The following is a 19,253-nucleotide window of genomic DNA, read 5'->3' as shown; positions in this document are numbered from 1 at the left end:
TCGCCCGGAGTGATTGGTCAGATCAGGTTCAGGTCCCACGCCCGGCGGACCGACTCGTTGCGGCTCGACACCGACAGCTTCCGCAGGATGTTGCGGATGTGCGACTTCACCGTGTTGACCGAGATGAACAGTTCGGCGGCGATCTCGGTGGTGGTGCGCAGCGCCGCCAGCAGCCGCAGGACCTCGAGCTCCCGCTCCGACAGTTCCTCCACGATCGGCGCCGGGCCGTCCGACGGGTCCCCGGTGGTCAGCTCGTCCGGGCCGAGCCAGCCGGCCAGTGAGCGCAGCGCGGCGTCGTTGCGGATGATCGCCCGGATCCGGGCGGACGTGTGCGCGAACGGACGGCGAAGCCGCTCGGCGCGACCGAGCGACAGCGCCTTGGCGATGTCGGACCGGCCGTCGCGGACGTTCCCGTCGAGCCATTCGGCCAGCGCCTGGTCCAGGAGCTTCTGCATCTGCTGCGACGCGGTGATCGTCCCGCGCCCGGTCGTGTCGTGCCGCCCGGCCCGGTCCGGACCGACGCCTGCCGCCTCGGCATCGATGGACCTGCGCAGCCAGCTGTCCGGCGGTTCCGGGTCCGCCAGCGCGCCGCGGGCGCCGATCCGGTCGCCCCGGTCCCGCATCAGCCGCACGCTCAGCAGCGAGAACATCGAGCTGAAGAGGTGGTCGCTGTGCGTCTCACGGAGCCTGCGAGCGCGGTCGAGGGACTGCTGCGCTCCGGCGAGGTCCTGACGCTCCAGCGCCACCCAGGCGTGGGCCAGATGTGTTGCGGCGGGACGCTCGGCCGCGGCGACGGACTCCGCGGCGAGGCGCTCGGCGGTGTCCGCGAGCCCTTGGGCGCGGGACAGGTGGCCGCGGCAGGCTTCGGCGAGCGCCAGCGTGGCAAGGCAGAGCAACCGGAGATCCGCGCAGTCACCCGTTGCGGCCGTCCGGACCGCGTCGGTGAGCACCGCACACGCGACATCGAGGTCGCCGCCCCGCAGATGCGCCTTGCCCTCCGCGCCCAGTACCAATGCGTTCAGTACTGCGTTGCCGTGCGCGGCCAGTTCCTCCCGTTGCGCTCGGGCGGCGAGCAATGTCTGGTCGACACTGCCCGACTTGTCGTACAGCAAGGTGGTCACGGCAGCGGCCGACGCCGACCAGTCACCGCTGACGGGGTGGTCCACCGCGCATTCCGCGAGGTGCTGCCTGGCCGCGGTGACGTCGTCGTTGGCGACGGCGATCGCGGCGCGAACGAGCTGTACGTCGACGGAATCCACGGCCGGCATGTCCGACAGGCCACGGGCCAGCTCCGTGCCGACTCCGGTCCGCAGCAGCAGGTCTCCGACGCCCAGCCCGTTGACCACGAAACCGGCGGCGCGCTCCCAGTCGCCCGTCTCGGCGGCATGGCTGACGGCCTGCACCAGTCGGCCGTTCGCGCCGTACCAGTCCGCGGCCCGCCGCCGGAGGTCGTCGATCGCGCCGGGCAGGGTGCGGGCCAGCTCGGCGCGGAGGAACTCCCGGACCAGCCCGTGGATCCGGTAGTGGCCGTGCACGGGTTGGACGAAGGTGTTGCCGATCGCCATCCGCCGCAGCACGGTATCCGCGTCCGGGCGATCCGCGAGCGCGGCAGCAAGCTCTGCCGGAAGTTCGTCCACCAGGCTGATCCTGAGCAGGAAGTCTCGATCGTCCCGGTCGAGATCGGCGAACACCTCGGCAGCCAGGTAGTCGGCCGCGAACCCCGTCGGCAAGGTCTTGTGATCGCCGGCCCACAGCGCGAGCCCTGCCAGCCGCACGCCGGCGGCCCAGCCCTCGGTCCGTTCGAACACCTCCTGGACCGCCTCGGGCGCCTCGATGTCGTGGACGCCGAGCAGTGCCCCGACTTCCGCGGCGGTGAAGGCGAGGTCGTCGGAGCGGATCTCCGAGACGGTCCCTTCGAGTCTGAGCCGGTGCAGCGGCAGCGGCGGATCCGCCCGCGTCGTCATCAACACCCGGAGCCGCTCCCCGGCCGCGTCCAGCAGCCTGCCCAACTGCTCGAAGACCACCTGGCGCCGTACGCGGTCGGCGGCATCGAGGACGAGGACCACCGGTTCGTCCAGCAGCAGCAAGTGCGCGGACAGCGCCTCGACGTCGGTCAGGTGCGGGTCGTCGGCGTCCAGAACACCCGCGCCCGCGAGCGCACTGCACACATCCGGGATGAACGTGTCGTCACGATCGGACAGTGAGAGCCAGGCGACCGGCGTCCGTCGGTGGTGCCTCGCCCAGGCTGCGGTGAGCACCGTCTTGCCGGAACCGGCACCTGCGCTCACCAGCGTGAGCGGGGCCTCGCGGACGCCCCGCGAGATGAGGTCGAGCAACCGCGGCCGCTGGACGACCCGGAACGGCGGCGGCCCCGGTGGACGGATCCGGTCGGGCGGGACGGCCGAGTCGGTCACGCGTCTGAGACCGTACGTACCCGCAGTGTGTTGTCCGATGCGCTCCGTGCGCAAATCTGCCCTCATATCCCCCCGACCCCTCCCCGCAGCCTGCTGCACACGTCCGGCAGGGCCCGGACGATGTGAGCGGTCTTCGTTCGACTGTGGATTCGCCGCTGACCCCGCGGCATCGCCCGCACTGGGTGAAACCGCGATCGCGGAGCACAGGCTGTTCGCGGGGCCTCACAGCGGCGTTATGTCGCAGAGGGACGAGCGGAGTGGCGCACTGTCACTGATCGGGTCGCCAGGTTGCTGGGGCAGCACGAGGTTGAGGTTGGCGCTGCCGGGGCCCTCGACCGGGTAGCCAGAGAGATCGAGGTCGGCGCAGCCCTGCCACCAGCCGTGCTGGCCGCAGACCACCGACGGGTCGAGGCCGGCGTTGAACTTGGCGCGGGCCCGGACGCTGCCGGCCGGAGTGGAGATGCGAACCCAATCGCCGGCTGCAATCCCACGCGCAGCGGCCGTGTCAGGGTGCAGCTCGACCTGCGGGTCCGGCGTGGACTTGCGGAGGGCGGCGATGCCGCGGTGCTGCGACTCGCAGAACCACAGCGACTTCGCACACGTGAGGACGAGCGGGAACTCCGCGGCCAGGTCGGGGCGGGATCGCGGGCTGGTGGCCGGCTCGGAGTACGCCGGGAGCGGCGGAGCACCCGCGGCCCCGAGCGTCTCGGAGTACAACTCGATCTTGCGGGTCGGCGTGCGGAAGCCGGTGTCGCGGTACTTTCGGTACGCCGTGGTGAGCGGGACGCGAACGCCCGCCGGGTTGTCCCGCAACTGCTCCAGCGTGATACCGGCCGGCTCGAGCTGGTGGCGGAATGCGGCCTCGATGTCCCCGCCGAAGAATTGGTCCCCGACGCCGAGGCGCTCGGCCAGCGCGAAGACGATCTGCAGGTCGGAGCGGGCTTCCCCGCGCGGAGCCGCCAGCGGGGTGCGCAGCTGGACGAGCGACTGCGCGTCCTGGCTCGTTTCGAAGCCGATCCTCAGCGCCTCGGCCTCGAACGCGGCGGCCACCGGCAGGACGATGTCGGCGAGTTCGGCGGTCGGGTTCAGGAACAGGTCCGCGTGCGCCACGAAATCGACGGCGGCGAGTGCCTTCCGGCCGCGCGCGGTGTCGCCGTGGGCCATCACCAGGTTCGCACCGAACGTCAGCAGCGCCCGGACGCGACCGCCGAGCGCGGCCTCGTACAGGGCCGACCCGGTGACGAAGCCGAGCCGCGCCGGGCCGAGCGGGCGTTCAGCGAACCCGAGAGTGTGCACCTGCTCTGCCGGCGCGGCCCTCGGCGCCACTGGGTTCGATGGGACCGCCGAGAACAGCACGTTGCCACCTGGAGCGTCGAGGCAGCCGGTCAGTGTGTAGAGCACGTCGATCGCACGGACCGTCTGCGTGACGTTGCTGTGCTGCTCGAGTCCGCTCCATGTGTAGAAGGCGACCGGGCGGGATTCCCACAGGGTCCGCGCACACGCCTCGATCTCTTCCGCCGGCACTCCTGTCAGGTCCTCCGCTTCCGGCGTCATGCGGGCGCACTCCTCGGCGAGTACGGCGAACACAGGGCGGCACACGACCTGCCCGGCGGCCGTCGGCACGACATGTGTTCCGGAGAGGTCCAGCTGCGACTCGTCGACCTCGTACTGGCCTGCTGAGGGGTCGTACCGGACCGGGCGACCCGCCCACGCGACGTACCCCGCCGGATCGCCGTCCGCGCGGAGCAACTCCCCGGTGTCGCCGCGGACAAGCAGTGGCGCGTTCGTCCAGCGTCGTACGAAGTCCTCGTCGTACCAGCCGTGCGTGATCATCACGTGCGTCATCGCCAAGGCCAGAGCGGAGTCGGTCCCGGGCCGGACCCGCAGCCAGTGATCCGCCTTGCTCGCCAGTCCCGCGCGCCGCGGGTCCACGACGACGAGCTTGGCTCCGCGGCGCAGCGCGGCGGTCGTCGCCGTGGCGTGCGCCAACCGCGCCACCGACGGGTTGTAGCCCCAGAACAGGATGCAGCCGGCGTTGTCGAGATCGGGCATGTACGCCGCGGGAACCGGCGCGCCGAACGTGAACTGCGGCGCACCCATCCGGCCCCACGCGCAGAGTTCCATGTAGACCGCGAAGTTCGGGCTGCCGACGGCGCGCCGCAGCCTGTCCACCCAGTCGATCGAGTCGGACATCGCCGACGTCGACGGGGACGCGCTCGCGAACACGACCGATTCCGGGCCGTACTCGTGCGCAGCGGCGGTCAGCCTCGCGGCGATCGTGTCCAGCGCCTCGTCCCAGCTGATCCGCTGCCAGCCAGGGTCCGCGGCGCCCTTCGGTGCGGTACGTCGGACCGGGTACAGCGGGATGGCTCAGCACGGCAGGCGCCGCCTTGCCCTTGATACAGACGGCCTGCCCGGTCGGGTGCGACGGATCGGGTTCCAGGGCAACGAACTCGCCGTCCTCGATCACCGCGGTCGCGCCGCACTTGGACACGCACAACGGGCAGTAGGTCGGAACCCGGCGTACAGCACCGCCCATGGCCGCCACCTCCCCTGATTCGCCCCGCTAGAACCGATGGTGGCACCTGTTAGGCTCGGTGTCGTGGAGATCGAGGTCGACAGAATCTAGCCACCGGACCGCCGGTGGCTTTCAGTTGCGTCCGACCCGTGCTGTCCCGCGGTCCGCCTGAGCCACGTCCGGCCTGTCCGCTTCGCGCCGACCTGTTCCCTGGGTCCGGGCGTTCCGACGCGCGTGACCTCGATCCACGAAAGCACACCTATGTCTTCCAAGTCCGCAATCACCCTGCGCGAGCTGACCTTCGAGTGGCCGGACGGCGTTGTCGCGCTGTCCGGCGTCAGCGGCACCATCAACGCCGGCCGGACCGGTCTGATCGGGCGCAACGGCGCCGGCAAGTCGACCCTGCTGCGGTTGATCGCCGGCCTGCTCCGACCGGCGTCCGGGCAGATCGACGTGAGCGGCGAGGTCGGGTACCTGCCGCAGACGCTGACGCTGCGCCAGGACGCCACGATCGCCGAGCTCCTCGGGGTCGACGCGATCGTCGCCGCGATCCGCGCCATCGAGGCCGGTGACGCCGACGAGCGCCACTTCGACACGATCGGCGACGACTGGGACATCGAGGCCCGCGCCGGCGAGGCGCTCGACCAGCTCGGGTTCTCCGCCGCCGACCTCGACCGCCGCGTCGCCGAGGTCTCCGGCGGCGAGGCGATGCTGATCGCGATCACCGGGCTGCGTGTCCGCCGTACGCCGATCACGTTGCTCGACGAGCCGACCAACAACCTGGACCGGCCGACGCGCGCCAAACTCGCCGAGTTCGTCGACAAGTGGCCCGGGACGCTCGTTGTCGTCAGCCACGACCTCGAGCTCCTGGAGCACATGGAGAACACCACCGAGCTGTACGACGGCATGCTGAGCACGTACGGCGGTCCGTACAGCGCGTGGAAGGAGCACCAGGAGCAAGAACAGGCGGCCGCGCTCCAAGCCGCACGGTCTGCTCAGCAGGCGCTCAAGGTGGAGAAGCGGCAACGCGTCGAGGCAGAGACCAAACTGGCCCGCCGCGAACGCACCGCGAAGAAGACACAGCAGCACGGCGGCATACCGAAGATCCTGGCGGGCAACCGCGCGAGCAAGGCGCAGGCGTCGGCCGGTGCGATGCGTTCGACGCTGGACGACAAGGTGCAGTCGGCCCAGGCAGCGGTCGACGCCGCGGACGCCCGGGTACGCCAGGAGGAGCACATCAACCTCGTGCTCCCCGATCCCGACGTGCCGCGCGGGCGGCGCATCGCCGAGCTGTACGACGACGACCGCACTGTCGTGATCCAGGGCCCCGAGCGGGTCGCGCTGGTCGGCGCGAACGGCAGCGGGAAGTCGACGCTGATCAGTCAGCTGGTCAACGGGACGGCTGCGACGCCCGGACGACCACACGGGAAGCTCCTGACTGATCTGGTCGGCTACCTCCCGCAGCGCCTCGACGGCCTCGACGACGACGCGAGCGCACTGGCGAACGTGCAGGCCCTCGCCCCGCAGACGCCAGTCGGCACGATTCGCAACCAGCTCGCGCGTCTGCTGCTCCGCGGCGACAGCCCGGACCGTCCGGTGCGCACGTTGTCGGGTGGGGAGCGGTTTCGGGTCTCGCTCGCCAGACTGCTGCTCGCGGAGCCGCCGGCGCAGTTGCTCGTACTGGACGAGCCCACCAACAACTTGGACCTCACAAGCGTGGAGCAACTCGCGGAGGCTCTCGACGCGTATCGCGGTGCCCTGCTCGTCGTCAGCCACGATTTCGCGTTTCTGGAACGGATCGGCGTCGACACGGTCGTGGAGCTCGACGGCGACGGCCGGATGCACCAGCGGCGCGACCTCCGGCGCTGACCGGAAAGCCGCAGGTCAGAGGGTTGTCGCGCGGTCTTCAGGGGCGGTCCGACGGGGGCTACGCTCGACACAGGGCGTAGCCCCCTGGGGCATGTGGGTTGCGCCGGACCTTCGAGGGGAGAGCGGTGGCATGACCACGTTCACGGTGTGGAAGTTCGATGACCCGGACGGCGCCGACAAAGCCGTCCGGATACTGAAGGGGGCCAGTGCGGACGGGTTGGTGAAGATCCTCGACCACGCGGTGGTCAGTTGGCCGAAGGGCCAGTCGAAGCCGACGACGCACCAGAGCCACGAGGAGACCTGGCGAGGGACCGGGTGGGGCGCGTTCTGGGGCCTGCTGCTCGGCGCACTGTTCTTCGTCCCGCTGATCGGCGGCGCCGTCGGAGCGGCGATCGGTGCGATCAGCAAAGCGACAGAGGACGTCGGCATCACGAAGGAACAACTGCACAAGATCCACAGCGAAGTGACGGAAGGAACCTCGGCCCTGTTCGTCGTCACCGACCAAGGTGACCTCGATCGGCTGGGCGAGAGGTTCCACGGCATGGGGATCAAGCTGGTCGACACCAACCTCACCGAGGGCGAGCGCCAGATCCTGCTGGAGACCTTCGGAACGCACTGACCCCACGATCTCTCAGGGAGTTCCTAACCACTTCTCAGCGTTCTTTCGGGGCCGTCGGCGGATCCTGTTCGTCCTACCTGTACCTGGCGAGTGCAGGAAGGACGTGCATGGTGCATACGGGACTTGTCGAAGGAGTGCTGCGAGGACGAGAGCTGCGGTATGCGGTCGACGCGGTCGTACTGCTGGCCGGAATACCCGGCGCAGGGAAGAGCACACTCCTGCGCCGGGTGTTCGCCGGCAACGACGACGTGCGCGTGTACGACTCCGCGCACATCCGCGACCGGTGGACGCCCGTCCTGGGAGTCCTCCCCTACGCCCTGTGGCGCCCCCTGGTGCATCTCGTGTATTACGTGACGCTCTTGACGGCTATGCGCCCCGGACGCGGCCCGCTGGTGATCCACGACTGCGCCACCAGGCCGTGGGCGCGGACCCTGATCGGATGGCGCGCCCGCCAGGCCGGCCTGCCGCTGCACCTGATCCTGCTCGACGTACCGGGCGACGTGGCCCGCTCGGGGCAGTGGGCCCGTGGCCGCGTCGTACGGTCGGCCAGCATGGAGACGCATTGCCGACGCTGGCCGGACGTGGTCCGGAAGGCGGCGAGCGACCCGGCCCGCGTCGTACCTGGTGCACTGTCCGCGGTCGTTCTGACCAGACGGGAGGCCGAGCAGGTGGAGCAGATTACGTTCGGTGATCTGCGCCTACGGTCTGGTTGCAACTGACTTCAGGCGGGAACATGTGCACTGTCGGCGGTGCTCACCCCTGACAGGCGCCGACGACATTCCAGGGACCCCGCCCATACGGTCCCGCGATGTCGCAGGAGGAACAGTGAGGATCGAACGTACGTCACGCGTGCGCCGTACCGTCCAGCTCCTGGCCGCCGTCAGCGCGGTCGCAGCATCCCTGTACGCCGTACCGGCGCAAGCCAAGGCTCCGTCACCGGCCGCGCGGCTGGCCGCGGCGCAGGCCGCGGTCGAACGGTCCGGCGTCGGCGGCGTCGCCTGGTACACCGACGCGGCCGCCGGCAAGGTCGTGGTGACAGCCGACAGCACAGTCTCTGCCAAGGGGCTTGCGGCGCTGCAGCACGACGGTGTGCAGGTCAATCGCACCAACGGGGTGTTCAAGCCGTTGCTCTCGGCCGGTGATGCGATCTACGGCGGGCAGTACCGCTGCTCGCTCGGCTTCAACGTGCAGAAGGGCGGCAGCTACTACTTCCTGACCGCCGGGCACTGCGGCAAGGTCGCGAAGGAGTGGTTCACCAACTCCAACCACAGCACCCTGATCGGCCCGACCATCGGCTACAGCTTCCCCGGCAACGACTACGCCCTGGTGCAGTACACCAACACGTCACTGAGCCACACGGGTGGCTTCACGGTCGGCGACGCGGTTGTCGGTGAGACCGTCACCCGCAAGGGCTCGACAACCGGCATCCACAGCGGCAGGGTCACCGCACTGAACGTCAGCGTCCGCTACCAGGGCGGCGGCAAGGTCGACGGCATGATCCAGACCACCGTCTGCGCCGAGCCGGGCGACTCCGGCGGCCCGCTGTACGACGGCACGAAGGCACTGGGCATCACGTCCGGTGGCAGCGGCGACTGCCGGACCGGAGGGACGACGTTCTTCCAGCCCGTCCGCGAAGCCGCGAACGCGTACGGCGTGACGATCTACTGATCGTCGTTTCCTGAGGACGGACCGGCCGGTCCGCCGGTCCGTCCCGAAAACTGTCGGTGCCGCCTGATTGAGTCGTTCCTCTCGATGGGGAGGAGCTGGGATGAAGATTCGAGTCGGGCGCGAGGTGCTGGCCGAGGCTGTCGGATGGGTTGCGCGCGGGCTGCCGAGCAGGCCGAGCGTGCCGATCCTGGCCGGGATGCTGGTCGAGGCAGCCGACGGTCAGGTGACGGTGTCCGGGTTCGACTACGAGAGCTCGGCGCAGGTCAGCGTGCCGGCCGAGGTGGCCGACGAGGGACGGGTGCTGGTGTCTGGGCGGTTGCTGTCGGACATCTGCAAGAGCATGCCGCGGGACTCGGTGGATCTGAGCGGCGAAGCGGCCCGGGTCCAGGTGAGCAGCGGGGCGGCCCGGTTCGTGCTGCACACCTTGCCGCTCGACGAGTATCCGCCGCTCCCGGAGGTCCCGGCGGCGAGCGGCGTCGTCGACGCGGAGGTCTTCGCGCGCGCCGTCGCGCAGGTGGTGAGCGCGGCCGGCCGCGACGACACGCTGCCGGTCTTCACCGGGATCCGGCTGGAGATCCGCGGATCGACCATCTCGCTGCTGGCGACCGACCGCTACCGGCTGGCCGTCCGGACCGTCCCGTGGGAACCGGTCGATCCGGCCCTGGAGACGAACGCCCTGGTTCCCGCGAAGCTGCTCGCCGACGTCGCCAAGGCGATGTCCGGGCACGACATCACCCTCTCGCTCGGTTCGACCGGCGCCGGGGACGGGTTGATCGGGTTCGAGGGCGGCGGGCGGCATGCGACCAGTCGGCTGATCGACGGCGAGTTCCCGAAGGTGCGCGGCCTGATCCCGGCCGAGAGCGCGATCACCAGCACCGTGACGGTCCAGACCGCCGCGCTCGTCGAGGCCGTCAAACGGGTCGCGCTGGTCGCCGAGCGCTCGGCGCCGGTCCGGCTGACCTTCGCGGACGGCACGGCGACGCTCGACGCGGGCAACGGCGAGGAGGCACAGGCGTCGGAGTCCGTCGAGGTCACCCTCAACGGCGATCCGGTGGTGACGGGGTTCAACGCCGGCTACCTGCTCGACGGGCTGGCGTCCCTGGGCGCACCGATCGCGCACTTCGCCTTCACCCAGCCCACCAAGCCGGCCAACCTGACCGGCCTCAGCTCCCCCGAGGACACACCGCCGTCCGACGCCGCCTACATCCTGATGCCGATGCGGCTCCCGACCTGACGTCAAACCGCCGCTTCCGGCTCCGACCACCCGGCAAAGGACCGAGCGGAGGAGTAGCAGATGGAGTTCGAGCGGCACTGCGAGCTGATCGTCGAGCAGGCGGAGTTGCTGGCCGGCCACCTGGGCACGGGCAAGGACCTGAGCGCTGCGGTCCCGTCGTGCCCCGGGTGGAACGTCGGGCAGCTGGTGCGCCACGTCGGCGGCGCGCACCGGGAGGCGACCGTCGTCGCCCGGACCGGCGAGGCGCCGCCCGACGACGCGTTCCGCGACCCGACGCACTGGTACGCCGACCCGTCCGACTGCACCGACGAAGCCGTCGATGAGCTGGCCGGGTGGATCGTCGACGGAGCCAATGAGCTGGCCGAGGCCCTGCGCACGGCCGGCCCCGACGTACCGATCCGGATGCCGGTCGATGAGCCGACGACCCGGTTCACCGCGCGTCGGATGGCGCCTGAGACCGTCATGCATCGCGCCGACGCCGCGCTGGCGCTCGGGGCGACGTACGAGCTGGATCCCGACGTCGCGACCGATGGGATCGACGAGTGGATGGAGCTGGGCGCGCTCCCGTTCCACTTCGAGGTGCACCCGTGGATGCGTGAGCTGCTCGCGCCGGGCCGGACGCTGAAGTTCGCCGCCCCGGAGCAGTCGTGGGTCGTCGACCTGACCGGCGACGCGATCCGCTGGCGGCACAGCGCCGAGGCGGCCGCCGTCACCGTCCGCGGCCCGCTCACCGACCTCCTGCTACACCTGTACAAGCGTCGCGACGACAATCTCGAGGTGGTCGGCGACAAGGATCTCCTCGAGTACTACCGGGAGCGAGTCAGCTTTGGATGAGGGCGTCATCGCGCGCTGGCTCGCGCGCCGGGACCCGATCGATCGGCCGGTCGATCGGGTCGTGCTGATGGGCTCGGCCGTCGTGGAGTCGGTGGAGGTCGCGGCCGACGCGCACCGCGCGCACTCCGCGCCGATTCTCGTCAGCGGTGGGATCGGGCATTCGACACAGTTCCTCGACGAAGCCGTCCGGCGGCGCGGGCTCGACCTGGCCACCGGCCGGCCCGAGTCGCACGTCTTCCGCGAACTCCTGCTGAGGTACGGCGTCCCGGACGATCAGATCGTCGTCGAGGACCGATCCACCAACTGCGGCGAGAACGCGGCGTTCACCCGCGCGCTGATCAGCCACCCGCAAACGCTGCTGCTGATCCAGGACCCGACCATGCAGCGTCGTACGCACGCCTGCTTCGAGCGATCCTTCGCCGACCTGCCCGGCAGCACGATGATCAGCCACGCGCCGGTCATCCCGTGGATCGGCCCGGATCACGTCGGCGCGGCGCCGGGCGCACCCGAGATCTGGAGCCGCGAGCGCTTCCGCTCCCTCCTGCTCGGCGAGATCCACCGGCTGTCGCCGGACGTCTACGGGCCCCGCGGCCGCAACTTCATCGACCACGTCGACATTCCGGACGAAGTACTTGCCGCTTACAACCGTCTCGTCGCCGCATACCCCGCATCCGACCGTCATCCGTAGGTCGCAGGTCCAGATCGTGCTGAGGGCTGACGATCGAGGCACCCGCGTGCGGTGTAGTGAGGGGACCCGACGGAAGGAAGGCTGTGGAACCCTCACGGGGCCGGCTCCCCGAAATCGACCTGTTGCGGATCCTCGCCGCGGTCGTCCTGCGCAGCGCCTGGGACCACGCGCCGCGCTCGTTCGTCATCTCCCGGGTGGTGCGTCTGTATCCGGCGTACTGGATCGCCGTCACGCTCACCGCATTCGTCTCGATCGCCTTCAGCCATGGGCGGTTCCCGGTCTCACTCCCGCAGTACCTGGCGAACCTGACGATGTTCAACACCGTCGCGTTCCAGGCCGGGCTGTTGCCGCACGCAACCGACCTGGTACTGAACACCCAGTTCTCGCACTACTTCATCGCCGGTATGGCGCTGTGCCTGATCCACCGCTACGGCGCGTCGCCACAGACACTCGCCCTCGTCGCGGTGTCGCTCGGCAACGCGATCTACCGCGGTATCGGCTTCGCCGACCGCGTCGGTCTCCGGTACCACACCGAGATCCACCGCCTGGCCGTGGTCGGGATCATCGTGGCGATCTTCGCCGTCATGCTGGCGGTCGCGCTGCAGCTCACACACCGGCTGGGCCGGCCGTGGTTCGCGGTGCTCGGCGCGCTCACCTACCCGCTGTACCTGGTGCACGCGCACATCGGCTTCATCATCTTCGAGCAGCTCGGCGACCAGGTGAACCACGTCCTCCTGGTCGCCGCCACGATGGCGCTGATGACCGGCGTCGCGGCCGCCCTGCACTACGGCGTCGAGCGGCCGCTGGCCCCGCGTCTCAAACGTCTCCTGGAACGAGGCCTCCCCGGTCGCCGCCCGGTTCACGCAGCGCGGAAGTAACCTGCCAGCACGCGCGCCAGGTTCTCCGAGGCGATGGTGTGGAACGTGCCGTCGTGGCCCTCGGCCGTGCCGTGCGGCAACGCGTCCGCGGTCTGCCGGACCGAGTCCTTCAGCCAGTCGGGACTCGCGTTGCTGTAGAGCGCCAGCGCCGGGATGTCGATGGACGACAGCAGTGCGGTCGGCACCGCGCTGTCGCCCATCTGCAGCGCGTCGTACACCAGGGTGTGCGCGATCGCCTCCAGGCCGGCCCACATCGGCGTCTGCCGGATCTGGTCGACCATCTCCTTCGGCTGGCCGACGGCCTCGACCATGAACAGCTCCGCCGCGCCACCGGGATTCCCGGCCGCGACGAACTCCTGCAACCGCTCGAGGTACCGCTCCGGCGCCGGCGGTGCGCCCTCCACCCGGAACGGCGGCTCGACAACCGCCAGCTTCTCGAACGGCACCCGGGACTGCAGCAGCACCATCGACCCCGACGAGTACGCGCAGGCGAACCGCACGCCGGTCGCGTCGCGCACCGCCGCGAGGTCCTCCCACTCGCGCTCGACCGCGTAAGGCAGCGTGTCGCCGGAATCACCGCGACCTCGCCTGTCGTAGTTCACCACGCTGAACGCCGACGCCAGCGCCTCGGCGTCCTGGACGTACCTCGACCGGTCGGTGAACGCGCCGGCGACCAGCACGAGTGCGGGTCCGCTGCCGGTCACGTCGTACGCGATCTCGGTGCCGTCCTTCGAGACAACCTTCTCCATCACTGCTCCTTCGCCCGAAAAATCTCTCTGCCCTACCGTCGAACGGCGCGGTCCACCCGAGACATCGTGTGACCCACATCACAATAGGCCGGGATCTTTCCGTGCGCGACCGGTCTCACTACAGTTGGATTATGTATACAGGCGACTGCACACCAGCACGGGCCCGTTGATGCTGCTCCGTCAGCTCGAGTACCTCGTCGCCCTCGCCCGCGAGAAGCATTTCGCGCGGGCCGCGGACGCCTGTTACGTCTCCCAGCCGTCGTTGTCCGCGGCGATCCGCAAGCTCGAGCAGGAGCTCGACGTACCGATCGTGCGCCGCGGCCGGCGTTTCGAGGGCCTGACTCCCGAGGGCGAGCGGGTGCTGCTCTGGGCGCAGCGGATCCTCGCCGAGCAGGACGCGCTCCGGCACGAGCTGTCGATGATGCGCGGCGGCCTGAACGGCACCCTCCGGCTCGGCGCGATCCCGACCGCGATGCCGGTCGTCTCGCTGCTCACCACCCCGTTCTGTGAGCGGCACCCGAACACCCGCGTCACGCTCGAGTCGCTGTCGTCGCGCGACATCACCCAGAAGCTGGCCGAGTTCGAGCTGGACGTCGCGATGACGTACCTCGACGACGACACGCTCGGCCAGGTGCGCAAGACGCCGCTGTACGAGGAGCGGTACCTGCTGCTCACACCGAAGGGCACCGAACTCGCCGAGCAGCCGTTCGCGACCTGGGCGCAGGTCGCCGGCCTGCCGCTGTGCCTGCTCTCCCCCGACATGCGCAACCGCCGGATCATGAACGGGTACTTCACCGACGACGGCGTGACCGCGACACCCTCGATCGAGAGCGACACGGTCTCCGGCCTCTACAGCCACCTGCACGGCAACCACTGGTCGACGGTCATCTCGCACGCGTGGCTGCACATGTTCGGCGTACCGGACGGGATGCGCGTGATACCGCTGAAACGCCCGGCGCACGGCCCGCGCGTCGGCCTGGTGATCGCCGCCCGCAGCCCCGAGCCCGTCCTCGCCCGCGCGCTGCTCGACGTCGCGCGCCAGGCCGGCGTACAGAAGGCCCTCGACGACCTGCTCGACGTACATCTGATGGATTCGGGCTATCTCGACATAGCAACCAAGTCTTTGACCGCCGGCCACTGACCCGGCGATGGTGGAAGTGCCTACCTGATCGTGTAAGCGGGATCACGGCGTACGTAACGGGGATCACGTGAGACGTGGGCATAACCGGTGAGTACGGCTGGTTGAATGTATACAGAAGGCAGAATTCAGGAAAGGACAGCAATGATCTTCACGCGGAGGTTCGGTGCTCTGGCGGCGCGGCCGCAGTTCCCGGACGCCCCGGAACTGCAGGAGCTGAGCACCCCGCTCGATCTCGATGCGGAGCTCGCGAAGCTGACGGCCGAGGAGGGCCGCGGCACCCACGACGACGACCGCGAGTCGGCCGCCTGAGTCCGGCACAGAACACTCTGTCGCCGGAGCTATATGTCAGGTCATGGCACTTGGTAGACTGTCTACCAAGTGCCATGACTGTAGGACCGGAAGGGACCTCATGACGACCATCAGCGCAGGCCCAGGGGCGGGTGCGGAACCGGCCGGTGTGCGGCACGTCAAGCGCCCGCAGCCGTTGCGGGAATCGGTGTACGAGGCCCTCACCGAGATGATCATCGACGGCACCCTCGAGCGCGGCCGGCACCTGGTCGAGGTCGAGCTCGCCGGGATGCTCGGCGTCTCCCGCCAGCCGGTGCGCGAGGCCCTGCAACGGTTGAACAACGAAGGCTGGGTCGATCTGCGGCCCGGGTTCGGCGCGATGGTGCACGTGCCGGCCGAGGACGAGGTCGACCAGCTGCTCGCGGCCCGCGCCGCCCTGGAATCGGAGTCCGCACGCCTGGCCGCCCGGCACGCGTCCAAGGACGACGTCGCGCGGTTGCGCGAGCTGTGCAAGGTCGGCACCGCGTACCAGGAAGCCGGCGACATCGACGGCACGGTCCGCACCAACGCGGAGCTCCACAGCCTGATCACCCAGATGTCCGGCAACCGCTTCCTCGTCGACTTCGCCGCCCAGGTCGACCGCCGCGTCCGCTGGTACTACACCCCCGTCGCCCCCGTCCGCGGCGCCGCGTCCTGGCGCGAGCACAACCGCCTCGTCAAGGCCATCAGCGACGGCGACGAGGACAAGGCCGCCCAAATCATGCGCGAACACACCGAACACACCCGCAAGGCCTACCACGACCTCCAGGCCGCGTCCGACCCCGCCGAACCGACCGAACCCGGACCCACCCGCCGCCGACGCCGGGGCTGAAGCCGTACCTGGTAGGCGGTGAGACGCTCGGTCACGCGAAACCCGTGCTTCAGATACAGGTTCTGAGCATGCGTGGGGCTCTCGCCGTCGACCGTGAGGGTTACTGGAGCGAATCCGTTCTCTCGGCAATACATCAGCACGGACGCGAGCAGCGCTGAGCAGACGCCGCGCCCTCGCCAGGCCGGGACGGTTCCGATCGGACCGAGTTCGACACCGCGGCGCCCGTGCCTGAACCCGAGGACGAATCCCGCTACCTGCTCCTCAGGGGTCATCGCCAGTACGCCGAGTTCCGCGGCAAACGCGTCGCCGCGGGCGAGCAAGGCCCAGGTTTCAGCACCATGCGGTTCGACCACGCGCTGGTCGCGGTACGACTGTGCGTAGGCCTTCTCGAACTCGCCTGGCACTCCGTCTGACCATCGGCCGACGCGAAGAGGTACAGGCAGAACCGGCGCCCGCTGCGGCCAGGTAGACCCGTCGTGGACCATTGTCCAGAGCGGATGAGCGCGTTCGAACTGGGGTTCATCGACAGTTTGCCCGTCGGGCAGGGAGATCTGCAGGACACTCAGGCCAGGCACGGAGCTCGCCAGGTGGATCAAGCGGTCTACGACGTCGCGGTGCTGCGCCGAGTCCCGACGTACCCACCAGGCGCCGTAACCCCTTGCATGACCGTCGGCCGGCGGGAGAACCGCCACCGCCGCGGTGCCCTCGTCGTCGATCTCGACGCGCCAGGTCTCGAGGAAAGTCGCCGCATCACCGGGGCTGACCCTGCTACCCGACGCCTGACTCGCCAACTCAGCCAGAAACCCCGCATCACCCGCAACTGCAGAACGCCAACCCATCCCCAACCATCCCCTGCCCGAACGAACATTGTCCACAGATCGCACGCGTGACGTCTGCCGGCACGTGCGAAGGTGAAGAGGTGGATGAGCTTCGGTCGGTGACTCCTGTCTTGCCACCTCCGTGCGAGTGCCGCCGTTGGCCACTACGGGAACTTCCACACCATCGGCGTCATCCGAGGCGAGGAACATCTGCCGCTGAACCCCTCGCTCGCGTACGCCGTGGCGCGCGCAACGCCGCTGAAATGCGGATCTCCATCACTCACCAACCCGGTCCGCCGGGACGTCGGCACGCTCAGCTGCAGGCGTCTGCCGACTGATAGCCGAGCTTGATGAGTGCTGCAGATCCGCTGCAGACAAACTCGCATCTGAGACAGCCCACTTTGCGGAACAAAATCGTCACAGGGTGCCAAATATCTTCCGGAAACCCCGCTCCGGCCTGGCACGCCAAGGCGAAACGGCATCCCTCGCCCGGGGTGCCGTGCGCCGTTCACAGTCGCCGCTCAGCACAGTCCACGCTCCGCCGAAGGCGGCAACAAGACAGCCGCCGCGAAGCGGCGACCTTTGGTCGCCCGCAACCTCAAGGGTTGCGGGCGACTGTCAGGCGGTGCGGTTCTTGCGGCCTCGGCCGGTGGCGGCTTTGCGGGCCTCCAGGGCGGTGGCCAGGTGGGTGTACTGCTCGACTACCCGCCGGGCGTACATGTTGCGGTCGAGGATGTGCGGCCACCAGAGGCGGCCGATCTGTTCGTGCATCCAGAGGAAGCCGATCGCGAATCCCATGCTCACCAGCGCACGGAAGGCGAGGAACTTCCACGGTTCCGGCGGCAGACCGGGCGAACCGGCGACCACCCATTCGGTGACGACCGCGTGCACCAGCAACGCCAGCGGAAACGCGATCACCCAGTAGACCGCCGCCGGCGCGAACACCCCGGCGGGGACTTTCCCCAGCGCGACCAGGACGGCGTACCCCGTCCCGAACACCATCAGCGGTACGGCGAGACCGAGCCCGGTGAGCACCGCCCAGCCGGCGGGCTGGCCGACGAATGCGGCCAGTCCACCGGCGATCAACCCTGCCGCGGCACCGACCGAGACGGCCGGGACCGAGTACTCCGCCAACTGCTTCAGATCCGCCATGTCAGCCCACAGCCACGCCGAAGCGGAACAGGCAGTAGAACAGCATCCCGAGGTAGAACACCGCGCCGAAGCCGATGATCACGTTCCGCACCGGGCCGGGACGGATCTTCTTCGGCAACAGCATGTTGTTGGTGAGCAGCAGCACGATGCAGTAGGCGCCCATCGCGAAGGTGGACAGGAACGCGAGCGTGTCCAGGATCCCCGCCGGACCGTCGGCCGGCCCGAACAGCAGGATCAGGATCCCGAACAGGATCACGCCCCACAGGAACCCGGCGTACAGCCGCGACATCGAGAACCGCTTCGCGCCGGGCACGAAGTAGTACGTCATGTCCGCCTGGCCGCGGGAGAACGAGTCGAACAGACCGAGGGTCGCGTTCAGCCCTATCAGTGCGATGAAGGCGAAGAACAACGTGCCGAGGATCGGCGAGCCGGCCGACGCGAACGCGTCCGACATCGCCTTCAGCGCCGCCTCCCGGTCACCGCCCTCGATCAGCGTGGCGACGTCCGGGTTCTCCCGGGATGCCGACATGGCCAGCACGGTGAACGAGATCGTGACCAGCATCGTGATGCCCCAGAAGAGGAGCAGCGCGTCGAACGTGACCCACTTGCGCCAGCCCTTCCACTTCGCCATCTCGGCCGGGTCCTCGGTGTCGAACATGAACCCGCGGGACGGCATCGACTCGGCCTCGCTCGCCGCCCGCAGGCCGCGGATCTTCGGGATGTGCGCGCCCATACCGGCGCCGCTGTCCCGCAACTGCAGCGTGTACCACATCTGCTGCATCCCGGACGGTCCCGCGAACGCGATCGAACCGACCACGACCGGGAACCAGGCCGACGTCATCGCCTCGTCCGGGAAGTACCCGAACGCGAACATCCCGGACAGCGTCCGGCCGAGGTCGTCCCAGCTGCCGACCATCGCCGCGATCACCGACGTGCCGACGACCAGCAGCCCGATCAGCAGGCCGAGCAGCTTCTCGAGGAAGTTGTAGATCACCGACAACAGGCTGAACAGCACACCGACGAACACCAGAGCCACGCACGCGGTGACCTGCCAGGGTATGCCGCTGATCTCCTCGAAGGCGGCCGCGCCGGCGGACAGATGGCCCGGCCACATGTAGATCAGGATCGCCGCCGCGTAGAAGAACCACATCAGCGGTTTGAAGATCCGGGCCGCGCCGAAGAAGATGCTCTCCCCGGTGGCCATCGCGTACCGCGCCATCTCCAGCAGCACGAACGCCTGCAGCGTGACACCGACCATGAACAACCAGCGGATGTCCGGCCCGAACACCAGGACGAGCCGGGGCCACATGTACGACTCCCCCATGCCCACCCCCAGCGCGACCAGGAAGACGGTCGGGCCGAGGATGTGCAACGACGGCGGTGCGTCCGGAAGTTTCCGGATCGGCATCGGTTCGAGCCGGCCGGCTTTCCACACCTTCTCGGTGACCGCGGCCGCCGGCTCTTCGGGTACTTCTGAGGTCTTGCTCGTGACGTCCAAGGCGGACTCCTTAG

The 19,253-nt window shown here is 69.3% G+C and carries 18 protein-coding genes and 1 pseudogene; 12 read left to right on the top strand and 7 right to left on the bottom strand.

From position 1 onward, the window contains the following. Positions 1–17: 17 nt before the first annotated feature. From AB0I12_RS36970 to AB0I12_RS36960, 3 genes and pseudogenes are all read right to left on the bottom strand, one after another. Positions 18–2,414, bottom strand: a complete 2,397-nt coding sequence (locus AB0I12_RS36970) for a LuxR C-terminal-related transcriptional regulator (RefSeq protein WP_359939247.1) — start codon at positions 2,412–2,414, stop codon at positions 18–20. A 222-nt stretch (positions 2,415–2,636) separates the two neighbouring features. Beyond that, on the bottom strand, positions 2,637–4,775 hold the full coding sequence (locus AB0I12_RS36965) for a molybdopterin-dependent oxidoreductase (protein WP_359939345.1): 2,139 nt from the start codon (positions 4,773–4,775) through the stop codon (positions 2,637–2,639). A 28-nt stretch (positions 4,776–4,803) separates the two neighbouring features. Further along, positions 4,804–4,953, bottom strand: a pseudogene (locus tag AB0I12_RS36960) (hypothetical protein); the annotation flags it as partial. A gap of 240 nt (positions 4,954–5,193) precedes the next feature. On the opposite strand from AB0I12_RS36960, the gene AB0I12_RS36955 reads away from it, so the two are divergent. From AB0I12_RS36955 to AB0I12_RS36920, 8 genes are all read left to right on the top strand, one after another. Further along, positions 5,194–6,801, top strand: a complete 1,608-nt coding sequence (locus tag AB0I12_RS36955; RefSeq protein ID WP_359939244.1) for an ABC-F family ATP-binding cassette domain-containing protein — start codon at positions 5,194–5,196, stop codon at positions 6,799–6,801. Between the two features lie 130 nt (positions 6,802–6,931). Next, complete coding sequence (locus AB0I12_RS36950) at positions 6,932–7,420, top strand: DUF1269 domain-containing protein (protein WP_355689566.1); 489 nt, start codon at positions 6,932–6,934, stop codon at positions 7,418–7,420. 107 nt (positions 7,421–7,527) lie between these two features. Then, a complete protein-coding gene (locus AB0I12_RS36945) occupies positions 7,528–8,139 on the top strand; it encodes an AAA family ATPase (RefSeq protein ID WP_359939241.1) in 612 nt (203 codons plus the stop codon). Positions 8,140–8,245: 106 nt separating this feature from the next. After that, positions 8,246–9,088, top strand: coding sequence for a S1 family peptidase (locus tag AB0I12_RS36940; RefSeq protein ID WP_359939238.1), 843 nt, complete (start codon positions 8,246–8,248; stop codon positions 9,086–9,088). A 100-nt stretch (positions 9,089–9,188) separates the two neighbouring features. Further along, positions 9,189–10,322 (top strand): DNA polymerase III subunit beta, encoded by a 1,134-nt coding sequence (gene dnaN, locus AB0I12_RS36935; RefSeq protein WP_359939235.1) that lies wholly within the window; start codon positions 9,189–9,191, stop codon positions 10,320–10,322. Positions 10,323–10,382: 60 nt separating this feature from the next. After that, on the top strand, positions 10,383–11,156 hold the full coding sequence (locus AB0I12_RS36930; RefSeq protein WP_359939232.1) for a maleylpyruvate isomerase family mycothiol-dependent enzyme: 774 nt from the start codon (positions 10,383–10,385) through the stop codon (positions 11,154–11,156). Then, entirely contained in the window at positions 11,149–11,844 is a 696-nt protein-coding gene (locus AB0I12_RS36925) for a YdcF family protein (protein WP_359939229.1), read from the top strand. Before AB0I12_RS36930 ends, AB0I12_RS36925 begins: the two co-directional genes overlap by 8 nt. An 83-nt stretch (positions 11,845–11,927) precedes the next feature. After that, positions 11,928–12,722 carry a hypothetical protein gene (locus AB0I12_RS36920; protein WP_359939226.1) on the top strand — a complete coding sequence of 265 codons (795 nt, stop codon included), beginning with the start codon at positions 11,928–11,930 and terminating at the stop codon, positions 12,720–12,722. Here the strand turns inward: AB0I12_RS36920 and AB0I12_RS36915 are convergent. Then, on the bottom strand, positions 12,704–13,471 hold the full coding sequence (locus AB0I12_RS36915) for an alpha/beta hydrolase (protein ID WP_359939223.1): 768 nt from the start codon (positions 13,469–13,471) through the stop codon (positions 12,704–12,706). The genes AB0I12_RS36920 and AB0I12_RS36915 overlap by 19 nt on opposite strands. A gap of 169 nt (positions 13,472–13,640) precedes the next feature. On the opposite strand from AB0I12_RS36915, the gene AB0I12_RS36910 reads away from it, so the two are divergent. From AB0I12_RS36910 to AB0I12_RS36900, 3 genes are all read left to right on the top strand, one after another. After that, positions 13,641–14,612, top strand: a complete 972-nt coding sequence (locus AB0I12_RS36910; RefSeq protein ID WP_359939220.1) for a LysR family transcriptional regulator — start codon at positions 13,641–13,643, stop codon at positions 14,610–14,612. 141 nt (positions 14,613–14,753) lie between these two features. Beyond that, complete coding sequence (locus tag AB0I12_RS36905) at positions 14,754–14,921, top strand: hypothetical protein (RefSeq protein ID WP_359939217.1); 168 nt, start codon at positions 14,754–14,756, stop codon at positions 14,919–14,921. 100 nt (positions 14,922–15,021) lie between these two features. After that, positions 15,022–15,771, top strand: a complete 750-nt coding sequence (locus tag AB0I12_RS36900; protein WP_359939214.1) for a GntR family transcriptional regulator — start codon at positions 15,022–15,024, stop codon at positions 15,769–15,771. Here AB0I12_RS36900 and AB0I12_RS36895 read toward each other — a convergent pair. Continuing rightward, on the bottom strand, positions 15,693–16,043 hold the full coding sequence (locus AB0I12_RS36895; RefSeq protein ID WP_359939342.1) for a GNAT family N-acetyltransferase: 351 nt from the start codon (positions 16,041–16,043) through the stop codon (positions 15,693–15,695). The two genes, AB0I12_RS36900 and AB0I12_RS36895, sit on opposite strands and share 79 nt — an antisense overlap. On the opposite strand from AB0I12_RS36895, the gene AB0I12_RS36890 reads away from it, so the two are divergent. Beyond that, on the top strand, positions 15,996–16,184 hold the full coding sequence (locus AB0I12_RS36890; protein ID WP_359939351.1) for a hypothetical protein: 189 nt from the start codon (positions 15,996–15,998) through the stop codon (positions 16,182–16,184). The genes AB0I12_RS36895 and AB0I12_RS36890 overlap by 48 nt on opposite strands. A gap of 1,023 nt (positions 16,185–17,207) precedes the next feature. On the opposite strand, the gene AB0I12_RS36885 is transcribed toward AB0I12_RS36890, so the two are convergent. After that, positions 17,208–17,741: a hypothetical protein gene (locus AB0I12_RS36885; protein WP_359939211.1), complete on the bottom strand. Its 534-nt coding sequence runs from the start codon at positions 17,739–17,741 to the stop codon at positions 17,208–17,210. Position 17,742: 1 nt separating this feature from the next. Continuing rightward, positions 17,743–19,239 (bottom strand): Nramp family divalent metal transporter, encoded by a 1,497-nt coding sequence (locus tag AB0I12_RS36880; protein WP_359939209.1) that lies wholly within the window; start codon positions 19,237–19,239, stop codon positions 17,743–17,745. Between the last annotated feature and the right edge of the window lie 14 nt (positions 19,240–19,253).

The sequence above is a fragment of the Kribbella sp. NPDC050459 genome (assembly GCF_040655315.1).
Classification (GTDB): domain Bacteria; phylum Actinomycetota; class Actinomycetes; order Propionibacteriales; family Kribbellaceae; genus Kribbella.
The sequence above is the reverse complement of the archived record's forward strand: the minus strand, read 5'-3'. Positions and strand labels throughout refer to the sequence as shown.

Bases quoted from the DNA above. Each gene is read 5' to 3' on its own strand.
- AB0I12_RS36910 (WP_359939220.1), top strand. From the start codon at position 13,641: ATGCTGCTCCGTCAGCTCGAGTACCTCGTCGCCCTCGCCCGCGAGAAG.
- AB0I12_RS36915 (WP_359939223.1), bottom strand. From the start codon at position 13,471: ATGGAGAAGGTTGTCTCGAAGGACGGCACCGAGATCGCGTACGACGTG.
- AB0I12_RS36900 (WP_359939214.1), top strand. From the start codon at position 15,022: ATGACGACCATCAGCGCAGGCCCAGGGGCGGGTGCGGAACCGGCCGGT.
- AB0I12_RS36895 (WP_359939342.1), bottom strand. From the start codon at position 16,043: ATGACCCCTGAGGAGCAGGTAGCGGGATTCGTCCTCGGGTTCAGGCAC.
- AB0I12_RS36905 (WP_359939217.1), top strand. From the start codon at position 14,754: ATGATCTTCACGCGGAGGTTCGGTGCTCTGGCGGCGCGGCCGCAGTTC.
- AB0I12_RS36955 (WP_359939244.1), top strand. From the start codon at position 5,194: ATGTCTTCCAAGTCCGCAATCACCCTGCGCGAGCTGACCTTCGAGTGG.
- AB0I12_RS36945 (WP_359939241.1), top strand. From the start codon at position 7,528: ATGGTGCATACGGGACTTGTCGAAGGAGTGCTGCGAGGACGAGAGCTG.
- AB0I12_RS36885 (WP_359939211.1), bottom strand. From the start codon at position 17,741: ATGGCGGATCTGAAGCAGTTGGCGGAGTACTCGGTCCCGGCCGTCTCG.
- AB0I12_RS36950 (WP_355689566.1), top strand. From the start codon at position 6,932: ATGACCACGTTCACGGTGTGGAAGTTCGATGACCCGGACGGCGCCGAC.
- dnaN (WP_359939235.1), top strand. From the start codon at position 9,189: ATGAAGATTCGAGTCGGGCGCGAGGTGCTGGCCGAGGCTGTCGGATGG.
- AB0I12_RS36930 (WP_359939232.1), top strand. From the start codon at position 10,383: ATGGAGTTCGAGCGGCACTGCGAGCTGATCGTCGAGCAGGCGGAGTTG.